Here is a 24460-nt window from a genome sequence, read left to right as displayed (position 1 = left end):
CTCAATGAATACTGAACATTACATAAGTAATGTTTGAATTGACTGTGCTGAATCTTTCGATTCAATGGTCACTTCGTTTCATTGAAACCTAATTTGATACCGAGGTATCGAATTGAATTATCATCAACGAGTGCCCACACAGATTGATAGGTCTATATTGTTAAAGAGCTTGCTTTGCGAGAAGTTTTTCTCTCAAAGCGGAGGTGCATTCTAGCGATTTAGTTGTTAGTGTCAAACACTTTTTTAAACTAATTTTTTGTAGAAGCTTTTTACCTCTTCGAACCTGCTGAAGCCTTGTGACGTCTGCCGTGTCGATGGATGCGCATTATAGGGAGAAGATTTTCTTTGGCAATACTAAAAATGCATTTTTTCTAAAAAAACATGCCAAATGGATACTTTCCATCCACCCCCCAAATTACCCAGAAATAACACTCAGGATTTATACAATTTACCCACAAAAAGCTGTGGATAACTACTCATCGCTATCAAAGAAATAAGAAATACGCGAACGCGGATTTAGATACTCTTTTACTTTATCCGGTAATTTTGACGGATGAATCGCGTTAACTATCTTTATATCTTTTGACGCAAGATCAATGATTGGCGCTTGCGTCCTTGGTACTGATGGATCGTAAACCAAGACATTCGGGAATAATAAATGCGATGCATTCACTGAGATAACCAGGCCGACCATATTATTAGAAAGCTGAACTACGGTACCCGGAGGAAACACGCCCATAAACTTAATTAGGATGTTCAGGTTCTCTTCTTTATATAGGTGTTTACAGTTCTTATATAAATGAGAGAGTGCGGTATAAGGAATCTTTTGGTCTGAGACTATCGGGGTATGACACAAGTTATCAAACGCATTGGCTACAGCAATAATTTGAGCAAACTCGTTGATCTCATCTCCTTTCAGGCCTTTAGGATAACCAGACCCATCTCTTAGCTCATGGTGCTGCGCGATCACAATTCTCGCGACTTCGGGAAAAGCCTCGATTTGACTCGCAAGATCGACGCCATATTTAGTGTGCAACTTTAAGTAGTTGGTTTCTGGCTCTGTTAGAGGTAGTTGCTTTCTTAATATTGCAGTCGGGATTTTTATTTTCCCGATATCATGGAATAGTGCGGAGAAGGAAAGCTCTTTCAACTGTGCTGCTGAGTACCCTTTAGCACGGCCAATCATCATCGAGATAACAGCCACGTTCAATGAGTGGAAATAAATATCTTCAAACTCATTTTTTCCGTTCATCAGATGTAACGTAACATTATCATCGCACATTAACTTCTCGACGATATCTTCAATAAGAAGCTTTGCTTCATCAACTGCTGCTGTCGGACGGTTACGGATTTTAGTCATGACTGAACGCATACGTGCCAGAGAGCGCTCAAACTCTTTTTCACACTGAATCACGCGTCGACGGTATGCACTTAACTTCTCTATGCGGTTCTGTTTTTCTTGCCACATTTTTTGAGTTTCATGATCTAACGACGCTTCATTTGTTACTCTGTCAGCTTGTCTTTGATCAACAGGGAGCGGAACGGCATCGCTTTGCTCTGGATTAAAGTAAACGAACTTTACGCCGAGGTGGCGGATCATCTCGACTTGCTCTTGGTCTTTAATCTTAAAGCTATTGAGTAGAAAGGGGTGATCGTTCCACTTTAGCGGAAGACGGATATGTAATCCGGGTTGAATACGATCGACCGTTAGTTTAATGGCTGCCACTTATTCACTACTGATTTATATTTCTTAAGAGAGTTAGAATACTAGTAAATTTTGTGAATAAATTCATCAGTAACTAGCAAAACATCAAACCGTTATTTCTAAGCGACTCACTTAATTAGATAGAAGTAAGCTACTTTAAGGAGCGATCTGCTTTGCGTATTTTAAGCTTGGCCTCGAATACTGGCTTGTCTATTACTTCTTGATCTTTGACTAGCCCCATTAAGGTTTGTACCGCTACACGGGCCATGTCACTGATAGGAAAGTGCACTGCTGATACTGTAGGGTAAAGACTTTCACAAAGATCAACACTGTCAAAGCTAGTTAATGAGATTTGCTCTGGTACAAAAATACTATGCTCGTGTAAGTACTGCATTGCGCCAACCGTCATTTCTTCACTGCACGAAAAGACAGCCGTCACATCAGGGTGTCGTTGTAAAATTGCAGCCATTGCATCATAACCACTTTGCCGGCCATAATTCCCTTCTTCACACCAGCTTTCATCAATATCTATACCAGCATCCTTCATTGCATCAATATACCCAAGCTTTCTCAATACACTGTTATGACGTTGGGATGGACCGGCAATACAAGCAATCTTTCGATGACCACCAGCTAAAAGGTGCTCAACGGCAATACGGCTTGCATGATGATGGTTAAAGGTAACACAACGCTCTTCTATTCCTTCCACGTAGCGATCCAGGAGAACGAAAGGTGTTGGCTGTTTAGCTAGTTCACGTAAGTCATCATCTGACAAATAACGACTATGAAGTACATAGCCGTCACAACGTAAATCATTAAAACGCTGAATTGCCTCTTTTTCACCTTGTGCAGAATGATGGCCTTGAGCTGTAATCAAAAACTTCTTATGAATATCCAGCTCGGTCTGAACCTGCTCCATCATCTCGCCAAAGAAGCCCCCCGTATAGTAAGTCACCAATAACCCAACCATATTACTGGATGAGGTTGCGAGTGAACGAGCAATTGCACTAGGACGATAATTCAATTGCGCCATAGCTTGCTCTACTTTTTTTCGAGTTTCCTCGCGAAATTTCCCCTCTCCATTAATAATTCGAGAAACGGTAGAGCGATTTACACCGGCGAGTTCGGCTACATCTTTAATCCTTGCCATAATGCTATTGGGTCCAACTGCAATTGTTATTAAATATTCGTTTGTGTAGAACGGCTGCCAGCAATTCGTAAGGTGCTATAGGGGGCGAAGCTGGCAGCCTTTAATCATACACTGACCATTTGATTGGTAGAAACAAGCTCAGAGTAATCCGTGACAGTTATACCATGATGAGCTAACTGTTCTTTTAAAATGGGAGAGGTAAGAACTTGTAACTCTAGCTCTCGCTGAAGCGCATAACCACTCTTTAAGATAAGCGCCTGATCGGCCTCTGCCGGGTGGCACATCACCTCAACCAAGTCATAGTCAGCTTTTAAGCTCAATAGATGTGCCATTAAGCCATCCAAGCTCACTTTTTGATCATAAAACTCATCAGTAAAGATATACCTGATTGTCATCGATTCTTGACACAAGCCAGTGCCCCGCAGTGGCACTCGGTATTCATTCGCTACTTCTTTAATAACGGGCAAAATTTGAGGGTGAGTATGCGCGTGATGATGGCTATCTAAGTGGCTTAGCTCTAACCCAAGCGATAAAAAATGTTCCACCTGAGCTTTTGCTTCATCATAAACGACCTGAGTTTCGAAGTCCTGCTTACTCCAAAGTTCGTCATAGTTAATAAAGTGCGCTCGGCCGTTGGTCAAGTTAGGATGCTTCGTTATAGGCACACCTGCTGTAAACCTAAGATGAACGCCAACTTTCAAGCCTGGATTATGGCTAGCTAGTTCTAAGGCATGTTGCTCAGCATCCATACCCACCATCATGGTGGTTGAATGAACCACACCTTGCTGGTGAGCTTTAACGATGCCGCTATTTACACCTCTCGTTAAACCAAAATCATCAGCATTAAAAATGACTTTCATTGGCGTCCTTCCTTAGTACTACAACGTCGTTAGTTTAAATTGAGGTAAATACGGAGCGTTCACCGCTAGGATATCATCCAGGATTGACTTGGCGCGGCCAATGTCAGGCACCAATGGGTTATTGGTTAATGCCATAAGCGCCTTGTCATAATTACCTTCGACAGCAGCTTCTATTGTTAGCTGCTCATACGCTTTAACTTGATAGAGTAATCCTTTGATATTGTTTGACAACTCGCCAACCGCAAGAGGTTTCGCCCCCCAGCTACCAATCACCGCACTACATTCAATCACAGCATCGTCAGGTAGGCCGTTGATCGCTCCATTATTTAAAACGTTAACAACATGAATACTATTACGATTGTTATAAATTGAATCAACTAGGTTCAGTGATGCATCAGAATAATAAGCACCACCCCGCTCCTCTAACTCTTTCGGCTTATGATCGAGGGTAGGATCTTGATAGAGCTTAAATAGCGCATTTTCTGTTTCCATTACCTGCTCAGCACGAGTGCCTTTTTCATCGGCACTTTGTTTCTCTTCAGCAAGCATGGCATCAGTTTGGTAGAAGTAGCGATGATAAGGACATGGTATCGCCCCCAGTGCTTTTAGAAATGCATGATCCCACGGCTCTTCCCAGATATTCTTCATACTGAAGTTGGCACCATCACCGACTTTCTCTAATACCGTTTGAGTAATATCTTCCCCATTGAGCCATGCTTTGTGTACCCACACGAGATGGTTTAACCCAGCAAACTCAAGTTGTAGCTCTTTTGGCTCGCACTCCATCATTTCTGCAATCATCATTTCCATTGAAACGGGCACATTGCATAAACCAATACTCTTTACTTTGGTGTACTTACTGACCGCTTCGGAAACTAAACCCGCTGGGTTGGTGAAATTGAGCATCCATGCGTTTGGAGCCAACTCTTCAATGTCTTTACAGATATCAAGAATGACCGGAATGGTTCGCAGTGCTTTAGCAAAACCACCAGGGCCCGTTGTTTCTTGGCCGATGACGTCGTACTTGATTGGGATTCGCTCATCGTTAGCGCGTGCAGCAAGGCCACCAACACGAAACTGCGTCATCACAAAATCCGCATCTTTTATCGCAGCACGGCGATCGAAACCGGCTTTTATCTCAATTTTTGCTCCGGCTTTATCGACCATTCGCTGAGCCAATCCTTTGATGATCTCAAGCTTCTCAGCTCCTGACTCAATGTCCACAAAATGGATTTTCTTAACGGGTAAATATTCTAAGCGCTTAATAACCCCTTCAACCAATTCCGGGGTATAGCTACTACCACCGCCAATAATGGCAAGTTTGATCGCCTCTCTAGACATTTTCATCCCCCTTTATTTGTTCGAGATTTTTTTGTTCAGTGCGACGATTTCTACAGCCATCTCTTGAGCCAAAATCGTAGTCATTAGGTGATCTTGAGCATGCACCATCACTAACGTCATCGGGACTTTCCCTTCTCCCTGATCTTCTTCAATAAGCTGAGTCTGTATTAAGTGGGCTTTATTAATGCACTCTCTTGCTTGAGAGAGCTTCTCATCAGCCGCTTCAAAATCTTGTTCTCGAGATAAACGCAATGCCTCGTAGCTTAAACTTCTGGCTTCACCAGCATTGCAAATGATCTCCATTACAACCAATTCTTGTTCCATCATTTTCTCTCCGAAAATCGGGCCGCGGTAATTGCGGCCCATTAAGCACAGTTAAGCAGTAACGCCTTCGCCTGACGGCTGCGTATCACCTTTAGTTTCCTTCGTCGTTGGTAGTTCTTGCTCCAACATTTGCTTCTCAAACATTTTGAAGAATGGGAAGTAGATGATTAGATCAAGAATTAATAAACCAATGACGAGCAATACTGGCGCAAAGGTCCAACCGCTACCCCACGAAGCACCTATCAGTGCCGGTGTTGTCCAAGGTGTTGTAGCGACCCCCATACCCACAAAGCCGACATGCACAGCAAAATACGCAATCGTAGCGTTGATGACTGGAGCGAAGACGAACGGGATAAACAAGGTCGGGTTCATCACAACTGGGCTACCGAAGATCACTGGTTCGTTGATTTGGAAAAAGCCAGGCACCGCACTCATTCGACCAATGCTCTTAAGGTGAACAGAACGGCTAAACGACATCAGCATAACAAGAGCAAGTGTTGCACCAGAGCCGCCAATAAAGATGTAAAAATCCCAGAACGGTTGAGTAAATACGTTTGGAATCGGTTCACCTGCAACAAAGGCTTCAATGTTGGCACCAATGTTGGTCAAAAAGATTGGAGAAAGCAGTCCAACAACAATTGCAGCACCATGAATACCCGCAAACCAAAGTAGCTGGCAAAGCAATAAAGCGCCAATAATGGCAGGCAATGAGTTAGACGCACTGATTAGCGGTTTAAAGATAGCCATAACAGCATCTGGAATCAGCATGTCGTACTGGGTTTGTACGAAAAGGCTAAGTGGATATAAGGTAATGAATATCGCTAAGACTGGTAGCAATACTTCAAATGATCGCGCAATCGCCGGTGGCACCTGCTCTGGCATGCGAATCGTAATATTGTGCTTTTTCATAAAACGGTAGAGCTCCACCGAGAAAAATGCACACATCACTGCGGTGAAGATCCCGGTTCCGCCCATGTGAGACATAGACAACGCGCCATCTTTAGCTGGGGCCGCAATGAGTAAAAAAGACATTAGTGACAATACAGCACTCGTGATCCCATCCATCTTGTAAGCCTTCGCTAAACTATAAGCAACGCCCAGCGAAACAAAAATGGTCATGATCCCCATCGACATGTTGTAGGGCATCATTATGGTATCAAAATGTGTAGTGGCGAAATCGAGCCAAATTCGACCAAAAGTAAAGGTTGTATCTTCGGCAAATGGGGGGAATGCAAAAATCAAAATGAAACTACCAACAATAATAAACGGCATTGCGACAATAAAACCGTCTCTCATTGCGCGAACATGGGGCTGATTCCCCACTTTAGCTGCTATAGGGGCTATATGCTTTTCGACTGCGCCTATAATTGCGTCATAAAGCTTCATAGAATCCATCCTTATTTTAGGCAAAAGAATCCCGCATCAAATATTTATATTTGATGTACAGTTATCTTTTTTAATTTAAAACTATGGTTTAGTTAATTAATTCTAATGCTTGCTCTAGTACTTCCTCTCCCTTCATCATTCCATAATGCTGAGGAGAAATCGCGTCAATGTTTTTACCATGCTCTTGCGCCGTTTTTCTTAGCTCTTCTAGCTGAAAACGTACTTGAGGCCCGAGAAGACAAACATCGTACTCTTTAATTGCATCTTCAAATGCATTCACTGACATCGCATCAATTTTGCATTCAATTCCTTTATTTTCAGCAGCTTGCTCCATTTTCTTAACAAGCATACTGGTGGACATCCCTGCGCTACAGCATAAAAGGATCTTTTTCATAGCCTTACTCCCGTTGTGTAAATTTCAACCTGCAAAAACTGTAGCAAAAATAACCAAGACAAAAAAGCGCAACCGGTTGCATTATTCGTGAACACAATCCCAATTTAGAAAATACCACCTATTTTTTTGTAATTATTTAGGTCTAGGATAAAAGTCATAAAATAATTTAAGACATCACATTAAGTTTCAAATTATCAATATTTTACTACTGACAACGTCGTTATTAATTTCTTAAAAGGAATAGAGAATGAAATTTAATAAATTGGCTATTGCAACGCTTGTAAGTGCCGCACTATCACAACACTCATTTGCTCAAACCGACTCTAAAGGCACAATTTATCTAACGTTTGATGATGGACCAATCAATGCATCTATTGACGTTATTCAAGTACTTAACCAGGAAGATATCAAAGCGACGTTTTACTTTAATGCTTGGCATTTAGATGGAATTGGTGATGAGAATGAAGACCGTTCCCTAGAAGCCTTAAAGCTCGCATTAGACACTGGTCATATTGTTGCGAACCACAGTTACGATCACATGGTGCACAACTGCGTGGATGAGTTTGGACCGAACAGTGCTGCGGAGTGTAATGCGACCGGGGACCACCAGCTTAACTCGTATCAAGACCCTGTTTACGATGCCTCAATGTTTACGGAAAACTTATCTGTGTTAGCAAAGTATTTGCCGAACATTACAAGCTACCCGAACTACAAGGCAACAGAGTTTGCTAGACTGCCCTACACCAACGGTTGGCGCGTGACGAAAGACTTCAAAGCAGATGGGTTATGTGCCACGTCTGATGACCTGAAACCTTGGGAACCAGGATATGTATGCGATACATCCAACCCATCCAACAGTGTAAAAGCAGCTATCGAGGTTCAAAGTATCCTAGCGAATAACGGCTATCAAACTCACGGTTGGGATGTGGACTGGGCACCCGAAAATTGGGGCATTGAAATGCCAGCAAACAGCCTTACAGAAGCAGAAGCATTTCTTGGATATGTGGATTCCGCGTTAAACACTTGTGCACCAACAACGATTAACCCGATCAACTCCAAAGCTCAAGAGTTCCCATGTGGTACACCTTTACACGCCGATAAAGTTATCGTATTAACTCACGAGTTCCTATTTGAAGATGGTAAGCGTGGCATGGGTGCAACGCAAAACCTACCTAAGCTCGCTAAGTTTATACAGTTAGCAAAACAAGCGGGTTATGACTTCGACACAATGGATAACTACACACCGAACTGGCAAGTTGGTCATAACTACGACGCTGGCGATTACGTCTTACACCTAGGTACTGTATACCAGGCTGTAACAAACCATACTGCGCAACAAGATTGGGCACCGTCTCCAACCTCTAGCCTTTGGACAAATGCAGACCCAGCCACTAACTGGACTCAGAATGTTTCCTATAAACAAGGTGATGTGGTGACTTATCAAGGTTTGCGTTATCTAGTTGATGTACCGCACGTGTCCCAAGCAGACTGGACTCCGAACACTCAAAATACCTTGTTCACAGCTCTATAGGCTGTTCCTACTATCACCATGTAGTAGTTTGCGCGAGGCATACCCCTCGCGCTTTTTTGTTTTGAAGATCAAGATACAACAAAGCCCCGACTTTCATCGAGGCTCTGTCTTAAAATATGGTACCTGCGAGTGACTTGACTGGCAGGCACTCCTGACGCCACCGCGAAGGCAACGCTAACTTTCTTTTGATATTTACGAACACCTAAAACGACGAAAGGCCGCTATAAAAGCGACCTTTCTATGTATGGTACCGGTGGGCGGACTTGAACCGCCACGCCCGAAGGCAACGGATTTTGAATCCGTCGTGTATACCAATTTCACCACACCGGCATCTTTGGGCTATTGCCCTTTGATGGTTGGCATTATACGTAAGCTTTTGACCTGCGCAAGCAGAAATACCTTAAATAACTATCGTTTGCTGATAATTTCGCCACAAAGTGTGACAAAGCTGTACTCATAAGAAACGTACGCTCCATTTTCTACTACTCTTCCAGATGAAAATGAGTATACGAAACTCTTTTTAAGTTCTATTCACTGTAATATCAGAAACATAACCATTCCCAATGCTCGACAACGCATTATGGAGCATCTCTGCGGTATCTTCTGCTTGCATGAAGTGACTCGTGTCCATCGTATTGCCGCTTGTTTTCCAGAATTCCGTATCCATTCCACCAGGATAAACCGCGATAATTTTCATAGGTTTTCCTTTTAGCTCCAAACGAACCGACTCAATTAATCCTTTGATGGCCCATTTCACTGCACAATACGTAGACTCTTGCGCTTTAGGTTGTTGCGCGGCTGTGGACATGATCATGACCACTTTTATTGGATGATCTTTGTAACGCTTTACTAACTCTCTTAACACATGAATCGCAGAATTCAGGTTGTTATCAATCAACTTTTGAATCTCTTCCGGCTCCTGCTCTTCCAGTAAGCCAAAATAACCACTTCCCGCACTATGAATGACCATTTCAGGGGACTGTTTCACCCCATCAAAGAGCTGTTTCACATTTTGGTGCGATGAGAGGTTGCAAGCTTGATAACCAACGTTATGAGAGAGTTGTTTTGCTAGTGCGGATAGTTTTTCTGTATTTCTTCCTATTACATACGTCTCTTTGCCTTCCGCATCATAACGCTTTGCTAGTTCCGCCCCTAAACCGCTACTTGCACCTGTAATTACAATCATGCGCTACCTCTTTTCAACCACATACTTTTAATTCATCTATCAATTAAGGTAACAGAATCGTGGTAATTCACACCTCAAGAGCACCATTCTTTGAAGCAAGCAGCTTTCTTACTTTCGTGATGCATGAAATATCAAGCAGAACGACGGGCATTTAACCTATGCTTAAGCAAGAATAACTTTCTGAATTTTCTATCGACTTTCTAGTGAGAACTGAATAGGAGCAAAGAATGACTGGGTCAAAATGGCAGTGGTTACTGAAACAGATGACGCGAAAACTGTGGGTCCGGACGTCACTCTACGCATTACTTGCTGTTGCTACCGCCTTAATGTCGATTGTTTTAAACCAGTTCATTACTCTGCCCCCTGCCATCAACGTCAGCAAGGATTTGTTGAACAACATATTAAATATCCTCGCAACCTCCATGCTTGCAGTGACTACATTCTCTCTCAATATTATGGTCTCAGCGTACAGTGCCGCTAGTGCAGGGGTAACGCCGCGAGCGACAAAACTGTTGATGGAAGACAGCACAACACAAAATGCCTTAGCAACCTTTCTTGGCTCTTTTCTATTTAGTTTGGTAGGAATTATCGCGCTAGGTATTGGGGCCTATCATCAACAAGCACAAATTTATCTGTTCATCGTAACTATCGCCGTAATCGTGATGATCATACTCACTCTGCTACGTTGGATTCAGCACCTTTCCGTACTAGGAAGGGTCAGTGAAACCACTTCATACGTGGAGCAAGCCTTGTTAGATGCGATAAGAAAACGGGGCAAAGAGCGTTGGCTAGGTGCTCACCCGTGGAGCCACCCAGAACATAAACCCAGAGGAAGTAAACCTATTTTGAGCCAAGAAATTGGCTACTTACAGCATGTTGATATGCATCATCTCGATAGTATTGCTGAAGCAAACCAATGCACCATCTACCTTGAGCGACAACCGGGAAGTTTTGTGTACGTAGGTCAACCATTGGCTTGTGTTTGTGGAGAATTGCCAGACGAAAGCGAAGTAACGGCAGCCTTCACGATTCGAACAGAGCGTTCATATGATCAGGACCCTCGCTTTGGTTTAGTCGTTATGGCGGAAATCGCCTCACGAGCACTATCTCCGGCTGTAAATGATAATGGCACCGCAATTGACGTTCTTGGGCGTTCTGTACGAGCACTTTCATTATGGGGAGACCTACTCAGTGAGCCGCCTACCAAAACTCGATATCCTAGACTATTTGTGCCCGCATTGAGCTGCCAGGATTTGTTTGATGATGTCTTTTTGCCGATAGCACACGATGGTGCAGCGCAACTCCAAATACAGATTCGCCTACAAAAGGCCTTGCTAGCTCTCTCTAGTATGCACCCTAAGTTATTTTTGTCACCAGCAATCAAGCTGTCAGAAAAAGCTTTAGAGCTTTCATTAAGCCAACATTATACCGAAGATGAGAAACACCAACTCTCTCAGCTATCTAATCTGGTCACAGACCAAAGAGCCAATGGTTAAGAGAATCGAATTCAGTTGAAACATATTGCTGCACGGCCTCGTGTATCATGACATGTGCTGATAACGTAGGGCAGAAAAGTCACTTAGTTTATACACAATTAAAGACTCTGTGCGTTAGGTCTCTTTTCTCTTGGTGAGGGAATCTATATTCTGACGCACAATTTTTAAGGTAAGTGATGGAATAATGACAACGTCTACAACTCTTCCACCTGCTGGTCTGTTTCGTCGACTTGCAGCGTTGATTTACGACACATTGATTATTATCGCAATTGAAATGATGGCCGCAGGTATTGTTATGGCCGTTGTGTTTGCACTAAATGCAGCAGGATTGTTGAGCTATGGCGAGTACGCTGATGCCGCAGATATGCTCGGAAAGCACCCTGTATTGAGCCCTCTATTTACACTTTACCTTGCGGGTGTGTGGATATATTTCTTTGTGTTCTTCTGGACGCGAGCAGGACAAACTCTTGGGATGCGCGCTTGGAAGCTTCGAGTTCGCAATGCCAAAGACGGAGCACCAATTACGGTAACTCAAGCTCTGATTCGTATTTCGACATCTGGCTTTGGCTTGGCAAATTTGACTGTACCGATTGATCCGAAGAAACGTGGTTTCCACGACATTTGGGCCAAAACAGAGGTTGTTGTATTACCTAAGGCAAATTAACTTGTCTAGGAACACAAAAAAGGAAGGCGTAATGCCTTCCTTTTACATTTGGTTCGGTAAAACTTGGTTTATTCGATGATGCTTCAGTTATAGCTTTCTTCGTAGCAGTGCAATCGCAATAGCTAAGAACACCAAACTCGGGGCCAAAGCACCAAACACTGGGGATATGCCATACACCAAGCTTAATGGACCAAAGAACTCACTGGATATGTAAAAAGTAAACCCGGCAACCACGCCCGACAATACCCTTGCCCCCATGGTCACGCTTCTGAGTGGACCGAAAACAAAAGATAGCGCCATTAACATCATCACAGCAATTGAAAGCGGCTGAGTCAACTTACGCCAAAACGCCAACTCATAGCGAGATGCATCTTGTTCCGATGCTTTCAGGTAAGTCACATAATCATACAAACCGCTCAGTGACAATTCTTCTGGCTTCACGGTCACCACAGCTAGCTTATCTGGTGCCAAAGAGGTGTGCCACTCCATCTGTTCGATGTCTTGCTTTGAAATTACGTTTTCATTTTCCATGTCCGTAATTTGTACGTAGCGCATCAGCCAGTTGTTATCTTGTTGGTAGTCGACTTCTTCGGCGAAAATAACTTTTTGTAGATTCTTATCATCATCAAAACGCCACATATTTAAAGCATAAAGCTTGTCGTCTTCGACTTTACCGATAAAGATAAAGTCGTTTGCGTCACGAGCCCACACACCTGAGCGCACAGACACAATGCTACCACCTGATATCGCAAACGCACGTAAGTCACGGGCCATCTTCTGGGCCTCAGGAGCGCCCCATTGGCCTAACGCCATAACGACAATCATGAGTGGGACGGCCGTTTTTAGTACCGATAACCCGATATCCAGCTTAGAGAAACCAGCAGCTTGCATCACCACCAGCTCAGAGCTTGAAGCCAACATACCTAAGCCGATCAGGGCACCGAGTAATGCCGCCATTGGAAAGAACATTTCGATATCACGCGGCACACTGAGTAACACAAAGTACAACGCATGAGTGAGGTCGTACACACCTCGCCCTACTTTACGTAGCTGTTCTACATATTTGATGATGCCCGATAAGCCAACAAACGTCGCTAAAACCAAGGCAGTGGTAGAGATGATGGTTCTACCGATGTAAAGGTCTAAGATTTTGAACACAGCTTACGCGAGCCTCTTCTTGCGGAATTTGTCTTTTATTCGTCTAGCAGCAACGCTGTCCATCATATTCGCCATGATAGCAACAATCAGCAACATCGCATTGATTGGCCACATACCAATAGCAGCCGGGATGTCACCATCTTCTAATGCAGATTTGGTTGCACTGATCGCCAAGAAATACGCTAGATAGATCAGAATCGCAGGCCCCATTTTGGCAAACCGTCCCTGACGCGGATTCACCGCAGACAAAGGAATAACGAGCATTGTTAAGAGTGGAATACACACAAATAACGAAATTCGCCATTGTAGCTCCGCTTGCGCCTCTGGATCTGGGTGACCTATCAAGTCAACCGTTGGGTATGCTTCCCAGTCTCGCCCTTTCTTTTTGACCTCACGTTGGCCGATAACACCTTCGTATTCATCGAATTTCGTGATCATATATTCAACGCGAGTAGGCACACCTTCATAACGCGTACCTTCTTTCATAGTGATGATCTGACGACCGTCCGAAAGCTCTTTTACTTCACCAGAAGATGAGAACATCACACTCGGTAACACTGAATCTCGAGGGCGCATCTGCGCAACAAAAACGTTGCTCAAGGTATTGTCTTTAATGTCATCGATGAACACAACCGATGAACCGTCTGGTGTACCTTGGAACTGACCTTTTTTAAGTAGGTCAACGCTGTTTTCTGACGCTACCTGCTCATAAAGCTGCTCAACGCGGTCTTGAGACCACGGCGATAGCCACAACGCATTGAAAGCCGCCACCGCTGAAGTAATCAACGCTAGGTATAAGGCCGCTTGAACCAAGAATTTATTACCAATACCTGTCGCGTTCATTACGACAATTTCGCTCTCTGCATACAGACGACCAAATGTGATCAATATGCCGATATACAGACTTAAAGGCAGCATTAACAGACCCATTGCTGGCATGTTCAAACCAACAATCGAGAAAATCAATCCAGCAGGAATATCCCCATCAGAAGCATCAGCAAGAACACTTATGAATTTCTGGCTTACAAACACCAAAAAAAGTACGAAAAAAATCGCAAATTGGCTCTTGAGTGTTTCGCGGATCAAATATCTAACAATAATCACGCTGAAATTACCTATACAAAACTTGTTTTTTTGGTCGAATCACTATAGTTTCCCGTTGAACCATTTATTTTTTTAAAAATTATAAACTAGATGTTAGTCGCTTAATCAGCTCTGCATGTAAGCCTGGAGCTAAAATTCAACAAGTAAGCGATCATTATCTAACATTTAGAGCAATTTGTCTTCAGGATGTAGGAGTACGCATGGAGTTCAGTGTAAAAAGTGGCAGTCCAGAGAAACAACGTAGCGCATGTATCGTTGTTGGTGTGTTTGAACCACGTCGCCTTTCTCCAGTAGCCGAACAACTTGATAAAATCAGTGACGGTTACATCAGTTCACTACTTCGCCGTGGTGATCTAGAGGGTAAACCTGGTCAGATGCTGCTACTGCATCAAGTACCAGGTGTTTTGTCAGAGCGCGTTTTACTTGTCGGTTGCGGCAAAGAGCGTGAACTTGGCGAGCGCCAGTACAAGGAAATCATTCAAAAGACGATCAGCACACTTAACGAGACAGGCTCAATGGAAGCGGTATGTTTCCTAACTGAACTGCATGTTAAGGGTCGTGATACATACTGGAAAGTGCGCCAGGCTGTAGAAGCGACTAAAGATGGTCTATACACATTTAATCAATTCAAGAGCGTGAAACCTGAGACTCGCCGCCCACTGCGCAAGCTTGTTTTCAACGTACCAACGCGTCGTGAATTGAACTTGGGTGAAAAAGCAATCACTCATGGTCTTGCTATCGCATCAGGTGTCAAAGCCTCAAAAGACCTTGGCAACATGCCGCCAAACGTAGCTAATCCAGCTTACCTTGCTTCTCAAGCTCGTCGTCTAGCGGACGACTACGAAACCGTAACCACCAAAATTATTGGTGAGCAAGAGATGGAAAAACTGGGTATGACCTCTTACCTAGCAGTAGGCCGTGGTTCTAAAAACGAATCTATGATGTCTATCATCGAGTACAAAGGTAACCCTGACTCAGATGCAAAACCGATTGTGCTCGTAGGTAAAGGTCTAACCTTCGACTCAGGCGGTATCTCTCTAAAGCCGGGCGAAGGTATGGATGAGATGAAGTACGACATGTGTGGTGCGGCATCGGTATTCGGTACAATGAAAGCGCTGGCGAAGCTAAACCTACCAATCAACGTTATTGGTGTTCTAGCGGGTTGTGAAAACATGCCTGGCAGCAACGCTTACCGTCCAGGTGACATCCTAACGACCATGTCTGGTCAAACTGTAGAAGTTCTGAACACGGATGCTGAAGGCCGTCTTGTTCTTTGTGACGCACTGACTTACGTAGAGCGTTTCGAACCAGACTGCGTGGTTGACGTTGCAACGCTAACTGGTGCTTGTGTTATCGCACTAGGCCACCATATCAGCGGCGTAATCTCTAACCACAACCCTCTTTCTCATGAGCTAGTAAACGCTTCTGAGCAAGCGAGTGACCGTGCATGGCGTCTACCAATGGCAGACGAGTACCACGAACAGTTGAAAAGCCCGTTTGCGGATATGGCAAACATTGGTGGTCGCCCTGGTGGCACAATTACTGCGGGTTGCTTCTTATCTAAGTTCGCGAAGAAGTACAACTGGGCACACGTCGATATCGCAGGTACCGCGTGGAAATCAGGCGCAGCGAAAGGCTCAACGGGCCGTCCTGTCTCAATGCTTGTCCAATTCCTTTTGAACCGCAGCGGCCAAGAGACAGAAGAGTAATTTCTGAACAACATCTAAAAGGGCCGCAAGGCCCTTTTTTATTATCCTAATTTTCTAAAATGAAAGTGGGACTTAAGATGGTCTTAGGAAGAGACCCAAGGCAAGTGAGAGAATGATGCAAACTGCAACCTTCTACATCATTAACGAAGAGAGCCCGCAAGCAACGGTGGCTGGCTTTGAAGAATACATCGTGTTTTTGGCTCAGCACTTTGCTCGCCAAGGCGCTAAAGTGTATTTAAACTGCCAAGACAAACCACACGCCGAGCAGCTCGCTGAAGCCTTTTGGCAAGTTGATGCAGACAAGTTCATGGCACATAACCTCGTAGGCGAGGGACCGAAATACGCCACCAACATTGAAATCGGCCATGAAGGTGTAAAACCTAATTGGAACCGTCAGCTGGTAATTAATTTGGCGGAAAATGAGACAACCTTTGCGAACAAGTTTGCTCAAGTGGTAGACTTCGTGCCCTGCGAAGAAAAAGCTAAACAACTCGCAAGAGAAAGATATAAAATTTACCGTCAAGCAGGTTACCAGCTGCAAACGATCGAAATTCAATATCCTTAACGGTCAATCCTTATAGTTAAGGCGATCTTGTTAAGATCCCTCACTTATAAAGATTGACTAAGATTCAACCATCAACGTATCCATTAAAAGAGCGCTATGGAAAAGACATACAACCCAACTTCAATCGAACAAGCTCTGTATCAGACTTGGGAAGAGAAAGGCTACTTTAAGCCACACGGTGACACTACTAAAGAATCATACAGCATCATGATCCCGCCACCGAACGTCACTGGTAGCCTACACATGGGCCACGCGTTCCAAGATACGATCATGGATACGCTTATCCGTTGTGAACGTATGAAGGGTAAAAACACCCTTTGGCAAGTAGGTACTGACCACGCTGGTATCGCAACTCAGATGGTTGTTGAGCGTAAGATCGCTGCAGAAGAAGGCAAAACAAAACACGATTACGGTCGTGAAGCTTTCATCGACAAAATCTGGGAATGGAAAGGCGAATCTGGCGGCACTATCACTAAGCAGCTTCGTCGTCTTGGCGCATCTGTAGACTGGGATCGTGAACGCTTCACGATGGACGATGGTCTATCTAACGCCGTTCAAGAAGTGTTCGTACGTCTATACGAAGACGATCTAATCTACCGCGGTAAGCGTCTAGTTAACTGGGATCCAAAGCTACACACCGCGATTTCAGATCTAGAAGTAGAGAACAAAGACACTAAAGGCAACATGTGGCACTTCCGCTACCCACTAGCAGATGGCGCAAAAACAGCGGATGGCAAAGACTACATCGTTGTTGCAACGACTCGTCCAGAGACCGTGCTAGGCGATACAGGTGTTGCAGTTAACCCAGAAGATCCACGTTACAAAGATCTTATCGGTAAAGAAATCATCCTTCCTATCGTTGATCGTCGCATCCCAATCGTGGGCGATGAGCACGCAGATATGGAAAAAGGTACTGGCTGTGTGAAAATCACACCTGCGCACGACTTCAACGACTACGAAGTAGGTAAGCGCCACCAGCTACCAATGATCAACATTCTGACTTTCGACGCGAACATCCGCGACTCAGCAGAAGTATTCAACACTAACGGCGAAGCAAGCGAAGCTTACAGCACTGAACTACCAGCTAAATACCACGGTATGGAGCGTTTTGCCGCTCGTAAAGCTATCGTTGCTGAATTCGACGAGCTAGGTCTACTTGAAGAAGTGAAAGATCACGATCTACAAGTTCCTTACGGCGACCGTGGTGGCGTGGTTATCGAACCAATGCTAACTGACCAATGGTACGTGCGTACTGCGCCTCTAGCGAAAACTGCAGTTGAAGCAGTAGAAAACGGCGACATCCAATTCGTTCCTAAGCAATACGAAAACATGTACTTCTCTTGGATGCGTGACGTTCAAGACTGGTGTATCTCTCGTCAGCTATGGTGGGGTCACCGCATCCCAGCTTGGTACGACAACCAAGGTAATGTTTACGTAGGTCGCACTGAAGAAGAAGTTCGTAAGAACAACAACCTAGGGTCAGTCATTGAACTGCACCAAGACGAAGACGTACTGGATACATGGTTCTCTTCTGCACTATGGACGTTCGGTACTCAAGGTTGGCCAGAGCAAACTGACGATCTGAAAGTATTCCACCCTTCAGACGTACTAGTAACTGGTTTCGACATTATCTTCTTCTGGGTTGCGCGCATGATCATGATGACCATGCACTTCGTGAAAGACGAAAACGGCAAACCACAAGTACCATTTAAGACAGTTTACGTTACTGGTCTAATCCGTGACGAAAACGGCGACAAGATGTCTAAGTCGAAAGGTAACGTACTTGACCCAATCGACATGATCGATGGTATCGACCTAGAGTCTCTAGTAGAGAAGCGTTGTGGCAACATGATGCAGCCTCAGCTAGCGAAGAAGATCGAGAAGAACACTCGTAAGACGTTTGAAAACGGTATCGAAGCATACGGTACAGACGCACTACGTTTCACTCTTGCAGCAATGGCATCAACAGGTCGCGATATCAACTGGGATATGAAGCGTCTTGAGGGTTACCGTAACTTCTGTAACAAACTATGGAACGCAAGCCGTTACGTAATGATGAACACAGAAGAGCAAGATTGTGGCTTCAACGGTGGTGAGATTGAATACTCACTAGCAGACAAGTGGATCGAGTCTCAGTTTGAACTTGCAGCGAAAGCGTTCAACAACCATATCGACAACTTCCGTCTAGATATGGCGTCTAACACGCTTTACGAATTCATCTGGAACCAATTCTGTGACTGGTACCTAGAGCTAACTAAACCAGTTCTATGGAAAGGTACTGAAGCGCAACAGCGTGGTACTCGCCGTACACTAATCACGGTTCTTGAGAAGACTCTACGTCTAGCTCACCCAGTGATTCCTTACATCACTGAAACTATCTGGCAAAGCATCAAGCCACTAGTTGAAGGTGTAGAAGGCGAGACAATCATGCTTCAAGCACTGCCTCAATTCGACGAAGCAAACTTCAACCAAGAAGCGCTAGACGATATTGAATGGGTGAAAGCGTTCATTACCAGCATCCGTAACCTACGTGCTGAATACGACATCAACCCAGGTAAGCCACTTGACGTTATGCTGAAAGCTGCAAACGCAGAAGACGCAGCGCGTCTAGAAGCAAACAAACAAGTACTGATGTCTCTAGCGAAACTAGAATCTGTACGCGTACTTGCTGCTGACGAAGAAACGCCAGCGTGTGCAACAGCATTGGTTGCTAAGTCTGAGCTGATGATCCCAATGGCGGGTCTGATCGACAAAGACGCTGAGCTTGCTCGTCTAGATGGCGAAATCAAGAAAACTCACGGCGAAATCAAGCGTATCGAAGGCAAACTAGGTAACGAAGGCTTCGTAGCGAAAGCTCCTGAAGCAGTTGTTGCTAAAGAGCGTGAGAAACTTGAAGGCTACAAAGAGACGCTAGCTAAGCTAGAAGAGCAGAAGACAACGATCGCTGCACTTTAAGCCTCAGTGAAAGAGAAGAATTAGCACTTCTCACTTTTTGGTTCAAAAGGTTGGTCATCATGGCCAACCTTTTTTGTATACATTTCACCAAAACCATCATCAATAGCTTCCCCCTATCACAACAATACTCATTACCCATTAGCATTAATGAGAATTATTATCGATAATAAGCTCATCGAAACAAACACGATTGAGTAATTATCATGAAAAAGACACTAACTTTCGCAGCACTGCATTTTACTATCGCATTTAGTGTCGCTTACGTACTCACAGGCGACATTCTAATTGGTAGTTTAATTGCCATGATTGAGCCTTCAGTGAACACCGTAGCCTTCTACTTTCATGAAAAGGCATGGGCAAAAGTCCCAGCACTTAAAGCTCGTCAGTGGATGACCAAATTAAAAACCGCAAGCTTTGCGACCGTGCACTTCAGCGTCGCTTTTACCGTGGTTTACTTACTAACAGGTGATGCATTTGTCGGCGGCGTAATGGCGATGTTAGAGCCAAGTTTGAACACGGTGGCTTACTACTTCCACGAGAAAGTATGGATGCGTAAATCATCAGAAAAAGCTCCAGCACCGCAGTTTTGTTTACATCACCACGCTTAAATATGGAGGCTCACTACGTCTCCTAACGAGAAAAATGACATTTACCATTGACAAGGTTGCGCACCGCAATTAATTTAATTGCGGTGCGCAACTTTATTTTTAGAGGTAAGTGATAATGAACGCTCGTCAACTTCGACACTACTCCCGTCAAGCCGTCCGATTGCTTGGTATGCTTGATAAACAATGCGGCGATGTCGCTCTCACTCCAGTGCAAGCGCACGCATTGGGTGAAATCCAATTGCAGCCATTGACCATCAATCAGCTGGCACAGCAGCTTAATGTCGACAAATCCAACGCGAGCCGAACCGTTACTGGTTTGATTAAATTAGGTTTGGTCGAGAGCATCGAAAACCCAAAAGACAAACGTAGTCAACTCGTAGCGATTACAGAGCAAGGCCAACAGGCGTTATCACAACTGGACCAACAGCAAAACCACTTCTTTGAACAACTGCTTACCCAACTCGATGACAGCGAGCAAGAGCAACTCAAACTTGGTCTAGAGACTTACCTAAAAGGGCTAACAAAAGTGTGTCAGTCTGAGGAATACGTTCTTCGACCTCTTACTAAAGCAGACAACCCGCAAGTCGCAGATGTGATTCGAAAAGTCTCTGCAGAATACGGCTTAACCGCAGACAAAGGTTATGGTGTGGCCGATCCAACGCTTGATGATATGTATTCGGTTTACAATCAATGCGGGGCCGCCTATTGGGTCATTGAACATCGCGGAGAGATCGTTGGTGGCGGTGGCTTTGCCCCTTTAGCTGGCGAGCCAAATGTGTGTGAACTACAAAAGATGTACTTCTTACCTCAAACACGAGGGCACGGTTTAGCCAAACGCATCGTCGCATTGAGCTTACAATTGGCGAAACAATTTGGGTATCAGCAGTGCTATTTAGAGACAACTGAATGTCTGAGAGAAGCGGTAAGCTTGTATGAAAAGCTAGGCTTTGAGCATCTCGATACCCCGCTTGGACAAACAGGGCATGATGCATGTGAAGTCGTAATGCTTAAAACACTGTAATAAAGAGCATTACTAAGAGTTAAAGCACAACATGGGTAACACAAAGCTCCTGGCTCAAGGCAACAGTGAAGTTTTGGTGCTGCCCATCCAGCTCAACAGACAACTGGTAGAGATCACTTGGATCAGGATCAGTAAGATCGGCATACTTTGGCGCTTCGATCTGGAATAAAGCGCTCGCATGCTCCGCTCGGACATCAATAGGAATATGGTAAGTCATACCATTAAACTTAACCGATGCCGATACTAAACCCGGCGCAAAAGTTTGGTAGTACAAATCCACCTTAAACTCACAACCACCACCGTGGTGCCAAATCTGCTCGGTTGCCACGCGGTCTAAACGTACATTGCGAATGAACTGTAGATACGGTTCTTGCCATACCCCTAAGCGCTCATCACTTTTTTTATATTCATGATCGGACAGAGAGCACAGCTCAGGTTTATCTTCATCAAACAGAAGATCCTCTTCTTCCTCTAAGAACAAGATTTCAAAGCGGTTACGCCCCATTTGCATGAACGGACGAATGTCTTTCTTGTAGACATTTTGAGAACCGTCACAGTCGAACAATGCAACTCCGTTCAAACGCACTTCTGCATGGTAATCCACACCACCCAACACCATTTCTACCGCTGGGAATGCCATCATGGATTCGTCCACTTCAATGTCATGCATCAGGTGCCACTCTTGCTGACGAATTGCTTCTTCTGTCAGTTCAGTTGGCAATACCTGACTCAAAGGAGCAGGGAAAGTAATGTCATCCTGTGGGATAGAAAGGTCCGTCAGTGGAGAGACTTGCCATAAACCGGCGAGTGAGAGTTGCATATACACCTTGAGCTAGATCAATTTTCACGCATTATAGGGAGAAATCCCCTATAAACTCAATGTGAATTATTTATCGCCTCCACATTCGTCAGTTTTTCAAGGTATAAAAAAACCAGCGTTAAACGCTGGTTTTTCCAAAAGTAGTGAGCTTTGATTACTCGTCGTCTTCATCTTCTTCAGGGTAAAGCGCATCTTCGCCTTCGTAGTACGTACCCCAACCGTCATAGATGATGTCGTATTTTTCTGCCAAGTGAATCAATTTTTCCACTTGCGCATCAATCGCTTCTGCGTCTAGTGCGGACTCCATAGTCGCATCACAGCAAAGCAACTTGTTACCATCTTCATCTTCAGTTTCTTCTGCTTCAAGAACTTCAAAGCCCATCTTGAATGCTTCAACTACCGCTTTTTCTAGCGTGTCAAAATCTTCTGCAAACAGGTGGTGCTCAATTTCGTATAGCGAATCTGGATCGCTGCCATCTTCTAGCAATGCTGCAATGATATCGCGAGTCTCTTCCTTTTGAATCTCAATTAATTCTTCTACTGATAGATATTCATCTTCGTGAGACATGTTTTGGCTCCAGATTAGTTACTTGATGGAAACACAATACCCGATACTGAGTATGCTGATCCGGTGAAATATGGCATGGATTGCGATGAAAAGCCACAAACAAACATCATACCACTGCGATTCTTATCGGTTATTTGAATCTAAATATTAAACTGACCACACAAAGAAACAAAAAATTAACAAAGAATGGCATTTTTTAATATTCAGAACATCCTAATTGACACTTAATGTGGTTATTTTCTCTTTCTATGCGTGTTTATGATGCTTTCTTGAATACACTCACGTGTAAAACGAAGAAGCATAACGAATAAATTCACTTTAATAATGCATAATTTAGAATAAAAATGCACGTTTTATGCACTGTGCGTGTATTCTTTCTCAACGGGAAAATTAGAATAAAAACGCATGCACTCTAATTTTAGTAAAATAGCATTTATATCTAATAATAAATTTCATAAGAATCAAAATAAAAATAAAAAACTCACAAAACCAGAAACACCAGAATATAAACAAAGCTTGATAACTTGCATCTTTCTAGGAAGCTTGTCATAACTAATGGCTGGAAAATTTGTAAGGATACAAAATGAGCAAGCTGTACGTTGGATCAGAAGTTGGTCAACTTCGACGAGTTCTATTAAATCGCCCTGAACGCGCCCTAACCCACTTAACTCCATCAAACTGTCATGAGTTGCTATTTGATGACGTTCTTGCTGTAGAAGCGGCAGGTGAAGAGCACGATGCATTCGCACGTACGCTGCGCGAGCAAGACGTTGAAGTGCTTCTCCTCCACGATTTACTGGTCGAAACCCTCGCTGTTCCAGAAGCAAAACAATGGCTGCTGAACACTCAGATTTCTGACTTTCGTTACGGGCCAACATTTGCGCGAGACCTACGCCAATACTTTTCAGAAATGGATGATGAACATCTTGCCTGCATATTTTTAGGTGGCTTAGCTTACTCAGAGCTACCGATCTCCTCATCTTCTATGCTGCCAAAAATGAAGCGTCCTCTCGACTTTGTTATTGAGCCACTGCCTAATCACCTATTCACTCGTGATACCTCGTGTTGGGTTTATGGCGGCGTTTCTCTTAACCCGATGATGATGCCTGCACGTCAACGTGAAACAAACCACCTACGTGCGATTTATCGTTGGCACCCAATTTTTGCTGGCCAAGATTTTATCAAATACTTCGGTGACGATGATCTGCATTATGATAACGCGAATGTCGAAGGCGGTGATGTGTTGGTTATTGGTAAAGGTGCAGTTCTTATCGGTATGTCTGAGCGTACGACTGCGCAAGGTGTAGAGAACCTTGCAGCGAGCCTATTTAAAGCAGGCCAAGCTACCGAGGTGATTGCAATTGATCTGCCTAAACACCGCTCATGTATGCATTTAGACACTGTGATGACCCATATGGATGTAGATACTTTCTCTGTCTACCCAGAGATCATGCGCAAAGATCTCGACACATGGCGCTTAACACCAAAAGGCAACGGTGAAATGCATGTTGAAGCCTCACATAACTATCTGCACGCGATTGAGTCCGCTCTTGGCTTAGATCAGCTGAAAATCATCACCACTGGTGGCGACAGCTATGAAGCGGAACGCGAACAATGGAATGATGCCAATAACGTTCTAACTGTAAAACCGGGCGTAGTAATTGGTTACGAACGCAACGTATACACCAACGAAAAATACGATAAAGCTGGCATCAAAGTACTGACAGTACCTGGTAACGAGCTTGGTCGTGGTCGCGGTGGCGCTCGCTGTATGAGCTGTCCAATAGAACGAGACGATATATAACTTACTCGTCCCTTTACATTAGGTGAATCAAAACTAAGGTTGATGTGAATACATCAACCTTTTTTAGCTTTAATTAAAAATAACTATTCACAATAAAAGCATTTATATGTT

General features: G+C 44.1%; 21 protein-coding genes and 1 tRNA gene. 9 read left to right on the top strand and 13 right to left on the bottom strand.

The window, feature by feature from the left end; all coding sequences use genetic code 11:
* Positions 1 to 472 precede the first annotated feature (472 nt).
* The 7 genes from R7O03_RS17380 to R7O03_RS17350 all read right to left on the bottom strand — a co-directional run bounded on the left by R7O03_RS17380 (position 473) and on the right by R7O03_RS17350 (position 7160).
* Positions 473 to 1726 (bottom strand): HD-GYP domain-containing protein, encoded by a 1254-nt coding sequence (locus R7O03_RS17380; protein ID WP_005381029.1) that lies wholly within the window; start codon positions 1724 to 1726, stop codon positions 473 to 475.
* Positions 1727 to 1856: 130 nt separating this feature from the next.
* A complete protein-coding gene (locus tag R7O03_RS17375) occupies positions 1857 to 2855 on the bottom strand; it encodes a LacI family DNA-binding transcriptional regulator (protein ID WP_158174168.1) in 999 nt (332 codons plus the stop codon).
* Between the two features lie 104 nt (positions 2856 to 2959).
* Positions 2960 to 3715, bottom strand: a complete 756-nt coding sequence (gene chbG / locus R7O03_RS17370) for a chitin disaccharide deacetylase (protein ID WP_158174169.1) — start codon at positions 3713 to 3715, stop codon at positions 2960 to 2962.
* 18 nt (positions 3716 to 3733) lie between these two features.
* Positions 3734 to 5056, bottom strand: a complete 1323-nt coding sequence (locus R7O03_RS17365) for a 6-phospho-beta-glucosidase (protein WP_158174170.1) — start codon at positions 5054 to 5056, stop codon at positions 3734 to 3736.
* 12 nt (positions 5057 to 5068) lie between these two features.
* The gene (locus R7O03_RS17360; RefSeq protein ID WP_031777269.1) at positions 5069 to 5380 is read right to left on the bottom strand and encodes a PTS lactose/cellobiose transporter subunit IIA; all 312 of its coding nucleotides are present in this window, start codon (positions 5378 to 5380) and stop codon (positions 5069 to 5071) included.
* 51 nt (positions 5381 to 5431) lie between these two features.
* Positions 5432 to 6766 carry a PTS sugar transporter subunit IIC gene (locus tag R7O03_RS17355; protein ID WP_005381064.1) on the bottom strand — a complete coding sequence of 445 codons (1335 nt, stop codon included), beginning with the start codon at positions 6764 to 6766 and terminating at the stop codon, positions 5432 to 5434.
* Between the two features lie 88 nt (positions 6767 to 6854).
* Positions 6855 to 7160 carry a PTS sugar transporter subunit IIB gene (locus R7O03_RS17350; protein WP_025767645.1) on the bottom strand — a complete coding sequence of 102 codons (306 nt, stop codon included), beginning with the start codon at positions 7158 to 7160 and terminating at the stop codon, positions 6855 to 6857.
* Positions 7161 to 7407: 247 nt separating this feature from the next.
* Between R7O03_RS17350 and R7O03_RS17345 the strand changes: the two genes are divergently transcribed.
* Positions 7408 to 8691 (top strand): carbohydrate-binding protein, encoded by a 1284-nt coding sequence (locus R7O03_RS17345; RefSeq protein ID WP_237306914.1) that lies wholly within the window; start codon positions 7408 to 7410, stop codon positions 8689 to 8691.
* A 245-nt stretch (positions 8692 to 8936) separates the two neighbouring features.
* Here R7O03_RS17345 and R7O03_RS17340 read toward each other — a convergent pair.
* Positions 8937 to 9021: transfer RNA gene (locus R7O03_RS17340), tRNA-Leu, on the bottom strand.
* A 190-nt stretch (positions 9022 to 9211) separates the two neighbouring features.
* A complete protein-coding gene (locus tag R7O03_RS17335; protein ID WP_005381068.1) occupies positions 9212 to 9877 on the bottom strand; it encodes an SDR family NAD(P)-dependent oxidoreductase in 666 nt (221 codons plus the stop codon).
* Between the two features lie 227 nt (positions 9878 to 10104).
* On the opposite strand from R7O03_RS17335, the gene R7O03_RS17330 reads away from it, so the two are divergent.
* Both R7O03_RS17330 and R7O03_RS17325 read left to right on the top strand, forming a co-directional pair.
* Complete coding sequence (locus tag R7O03_RS17330; RefSeq protein WP_005381069.1) at positions 10105 to 11373, top strand: DUF2254 domain-containing protein; 1269 nt, start codon at positions 10105 to 10107, stop codon at positions 11371 to 11373.
* 184 nt (positions 11374 to 11557) lie between these two features.
* Entirely contained in the window at positions 11558 to 12037 is a 480-nt protein-coding gene (locus R7O03_RS17325) for an RDD family protein (protein ID WP_005381070.1), read from the top strand.
* Positions 12038 to 12124: 87 nt separating this feature from the next.
* On the opposite strand, the gene lptG is transcribed toward R7O03_RS17325, so the two are convergent.
* Together lptG and lptF are read right to left on the bottom strand one after the other, a co-directional pair.
* Positions 12125 to 13195: an LPS export ABC transporter permease LptG gene (lptG, locus tag R7O03_RS17320; protein ID WP_005381071.1), complete on the bottom strand. Its 1071-nt coding sequence runs from the start codon at positions 13193 to 13195 to the stop codon at positions 12125 to 12127.
* 3 nt (positions 13196 to 13198) lie between these two features.
* A complete protein-coding gene (lptF, locus tag R7O03_RS17315) occupies positions 13199 to 14299 on the bottom strand; it encodes an LPS export ABC transporter permease LptF (protein ID WP_005381072.1) in 1101 nt (366 codons plus the stop codon).
* Positions 14300 to 14499: 200 nt separating this feature from the next.
* Here lptF and pepA point away from each other — a divergent pair, with 200 nt between their 5' ends.
* The 5 genes from pepA (at position 14500) to R7O03_RS17290 (ending at position 21157) form a co-directional block, all read left to right on the top strand.
* A complete protein-coding gene (gene pepA, locus R7O03_RS17310; RefSeq protein WP_005381073.1) occupies positions 14500 to 16008 on the top strand; it encodes a leucyl aminopeptidase in 1509 nt (502 codons plus the stop codon).
* Between the two features lie 115 nt (positions 16009 to 16123).
* Entirely contained in the window at positions 16124 to 16573 is a 450-nt protein-coding gene (locus tag R7O03_RS17305) for a DNA polymerase III subunit chi (RefSeq protein WP_031777270.1), read from the top strand.
* 96 nt (positions 16574 to 16669) lie between these two features.
* Complete coding sequence (locus tag R7O03_RS17300; RefSeq protein ID WP_213904995.1) at positions 16670 to 19528, top strand: valine--tRNA ligase; 2859 nt, start codon at positions 16670 to 16672, stop codon at positions 19526 to 19528.
* A 203-nt stretch (positions 19529 to 19731) separates the two neighbouring features.
* A complete protein-coding gene (locus R7O03_RS17295) occupies positions 19732 to 20136 on the top strand; it encodes a DUF2061 domain-containing protein (protein ID WP_005381078.1) in 405 nt (134 codons plus the stop codon).
* A 115-nt stretch (positions 20137 to 20251) separates the two neighbouring features.
* Positions 20252 to 21157: a bifunctional helix-turn-helix transcriptional regulator/GNAT family N-acetyltransferase gene (locus R7O03_RS17290; RefSeq protein ID WP_213986826.1), complete on the top strand. Its 906-nt coding sequence runs from the start codon at positions 20252 to 20254 to the stop codon at positions 21155 to 21157.
* Between the two features lie 19 nt (positions 21158 to 21176).
* Here the strand turns inward: R7O03_RS17290 and R7O03_RS17285 are convergent, their stop codons facing one another.
* Positions 21177 to 21977: a glycosyl hydrolase 2 galactose-binding domain-containing protein gene (locus tag R7O03_RS17285; RefSeq protein ID WP_318131907.1), complete on the bottom strand. Its 801-nt coding sequence runs from the start codon at positions 21975 to 21977 to the stop codon at positions 21177 to 21179.
* A gap of 154 nt (positions 21978 to 22131) precedes the next feature.
* Positions 22132 to 22545, bottom strand: coding sequence for a ribonuclease E inhibitor RraB (rraB, locus tag R7O03_RS17280; protein ID WP_005381081.1), 414 nt, complete (start codon positions 22543 to 22545; stop codon positions 22132 to 22134).
* Between the two features lie 583 nt (positions 22546 to 23128).
* Between rraB and arcA the strand changes: the two genes are divergently transcribed.
* Entirely contained in the window at positions 23129 to 24349 is a 1221-nt protein-coding gene (arcA, locus tag R7O03_RS17275; protein ID WP_005381082.1) for an arginine deiminase, read from the top strand.
* Positions 24350 to 24460: the final 111 nt, after the last annotated feature.

This window comes from Vibrio sp. Vb2960 (assembly GCF_033337665.1).
Taxonomy (GTDB): domain Bacteria; phylum Pseudomonadota; class Gammaproteobacteria; order Enterobacterales; family Vibrionaceae; genus Vibrio; species Vibrio alginolyticus.
Note: the sequence above shows the minus strand (reverse complement) of the source record. Positions and strands in the feature narration are given on the sequence as shown.

What these genes read in the sequence shown, in the direction of transcription:
- R7O03_RS17350 (WP_025767645.1), bottom strand. Translation starts at nt 7,160, where the DNA reads ATGAAAAAGATCCTTTTATGCTGTAGCGCAGGGATGTCCACCAGTATG.
- R7O03_RS17295 (WP_005381078.1), top strand. Translation starts at nt 19,732, where the DNA reads ATGAAAAAGACACTAACTTTCGCAGCACTGCATTTTACTATCGCATTT.
- R7O03_RS17325 (WP_005381070.1), top strand. Translation starts at nt 11,558, where the DNA reads ATGACAACGTCTACAACTCTTCCACCTGCTGGTCTGTTTCGTCGACTT.
- rraB (WP_005381081.1), bottom strand. Translation starts at nt 22,545, where the DNA reads ATGTCTCACGAAGATGAATATCTATCAGTAGAAGAATTAATTGAGATT.
- R7O03_RS17300 (WP_213904995.1), top strand. Translation starts at nt 16,670, where the DNA reads ATGGAAAAGACATACAACCCAACTTCAATCGAACAAGCTCTGTATCAG.
- R7O03_RS17285 (WP_318131907.1), bottom strand. Translation starts at nt 21,977, where the DNA reads ATGCAACTCTCACTCGCCGGTTTATGGCAAGTCTCTCCACTGACGGAC.
- R7O03_RS17355 (WP_005381064.1), bottom strand. Translation starts at nt 6,766, where the DNA reads ATGAAGCTTTATGACGCAATTATAGGCGCAGTCGAAAAGCATATAGCC.
- R7O03_RS17365 (WP_158174170.1), bottom strand. Translation starts at nt 5,056, where the DNA reads ATGTCTAGAGAGGCGATCAAACTTGCCATTATTGGCGGTGGTAGTAGC.
- R7O03_RS17375 (WP_158174168.1), bottom strand. Translation starts at nt 2,855, where the DNA reads ATGGCAAGGATTAAAGATGTAGCCGAACTCGCCGGTGTAAATCGCTCT.
- R7O03_RS17290 (WP_213986826.1), top strand. Translation starts at nt 20,252, where the DNA reads ATGAACGCTCGTCAACTTCGACACTACTCCCGTCAAGCCGTCCGATTG.
- pepA (WP_005381073.1), top strand. Translation starts at nt 14,500, where the DNA reads ATGGAGTTCAGTGTAAAAAGTGGCAGTCCAGAGAAACAACGTAGCGCA.
- arcA (WP_005381082.1), top strand. Translation starts at nt 23,129, where the DNA reads ATGAGCAAGCTGTACGTTGGATCAGAAGTTGGTCAACTTCGACGAGTT.
- R7O03_RS17330 (WP_005381069.1), top strand. Translation starts at nt 10,105, where the DNA reads ATGACTGGGTCAAAATGGCAGTGGTTACTGAAACAGATGACGCGAAAA.
- chbG (WP_158174169.1), bottom strand. Translation starts at nt 3,715, where the DNA reads ATGAAAGTCATTTTTAATGCTGATGATTTTGGTTTAACGAGAGGTGTA.
- R7O03_RS17335 (WP_005381068.1), bottom strand. Translation starts at nt 9,877, where the DNA reads ATGATTGTAATTACAGGTGCAAGTAGCGGTTTAGGGGCGGAACTAGCA.
- R7O03_RS17305 (WP_031777270.1), top strand. Translation starts at nt 16,124, where the DNA reads ATGCAAACTGCAACCTTCTACATCATTAACGAAGAGAGCCCGCAAGCA.
- R7O03_RS17345 (WP_237306914.1), top strand. Translation starts at nt 7,408, where the DNA reads ATGAAATTTAATAAATTGGCTATTGCAACGCTTGTAAGTGCCGCACTA.
- R7O03_RS17360 (WP_031777269.1), bottom strand. Translation starts at nt 5,380, where the DNA reads ATGGAACAAGAATTGGTTGTAATGGAGATCATTTGCAATGCTGGTGAA.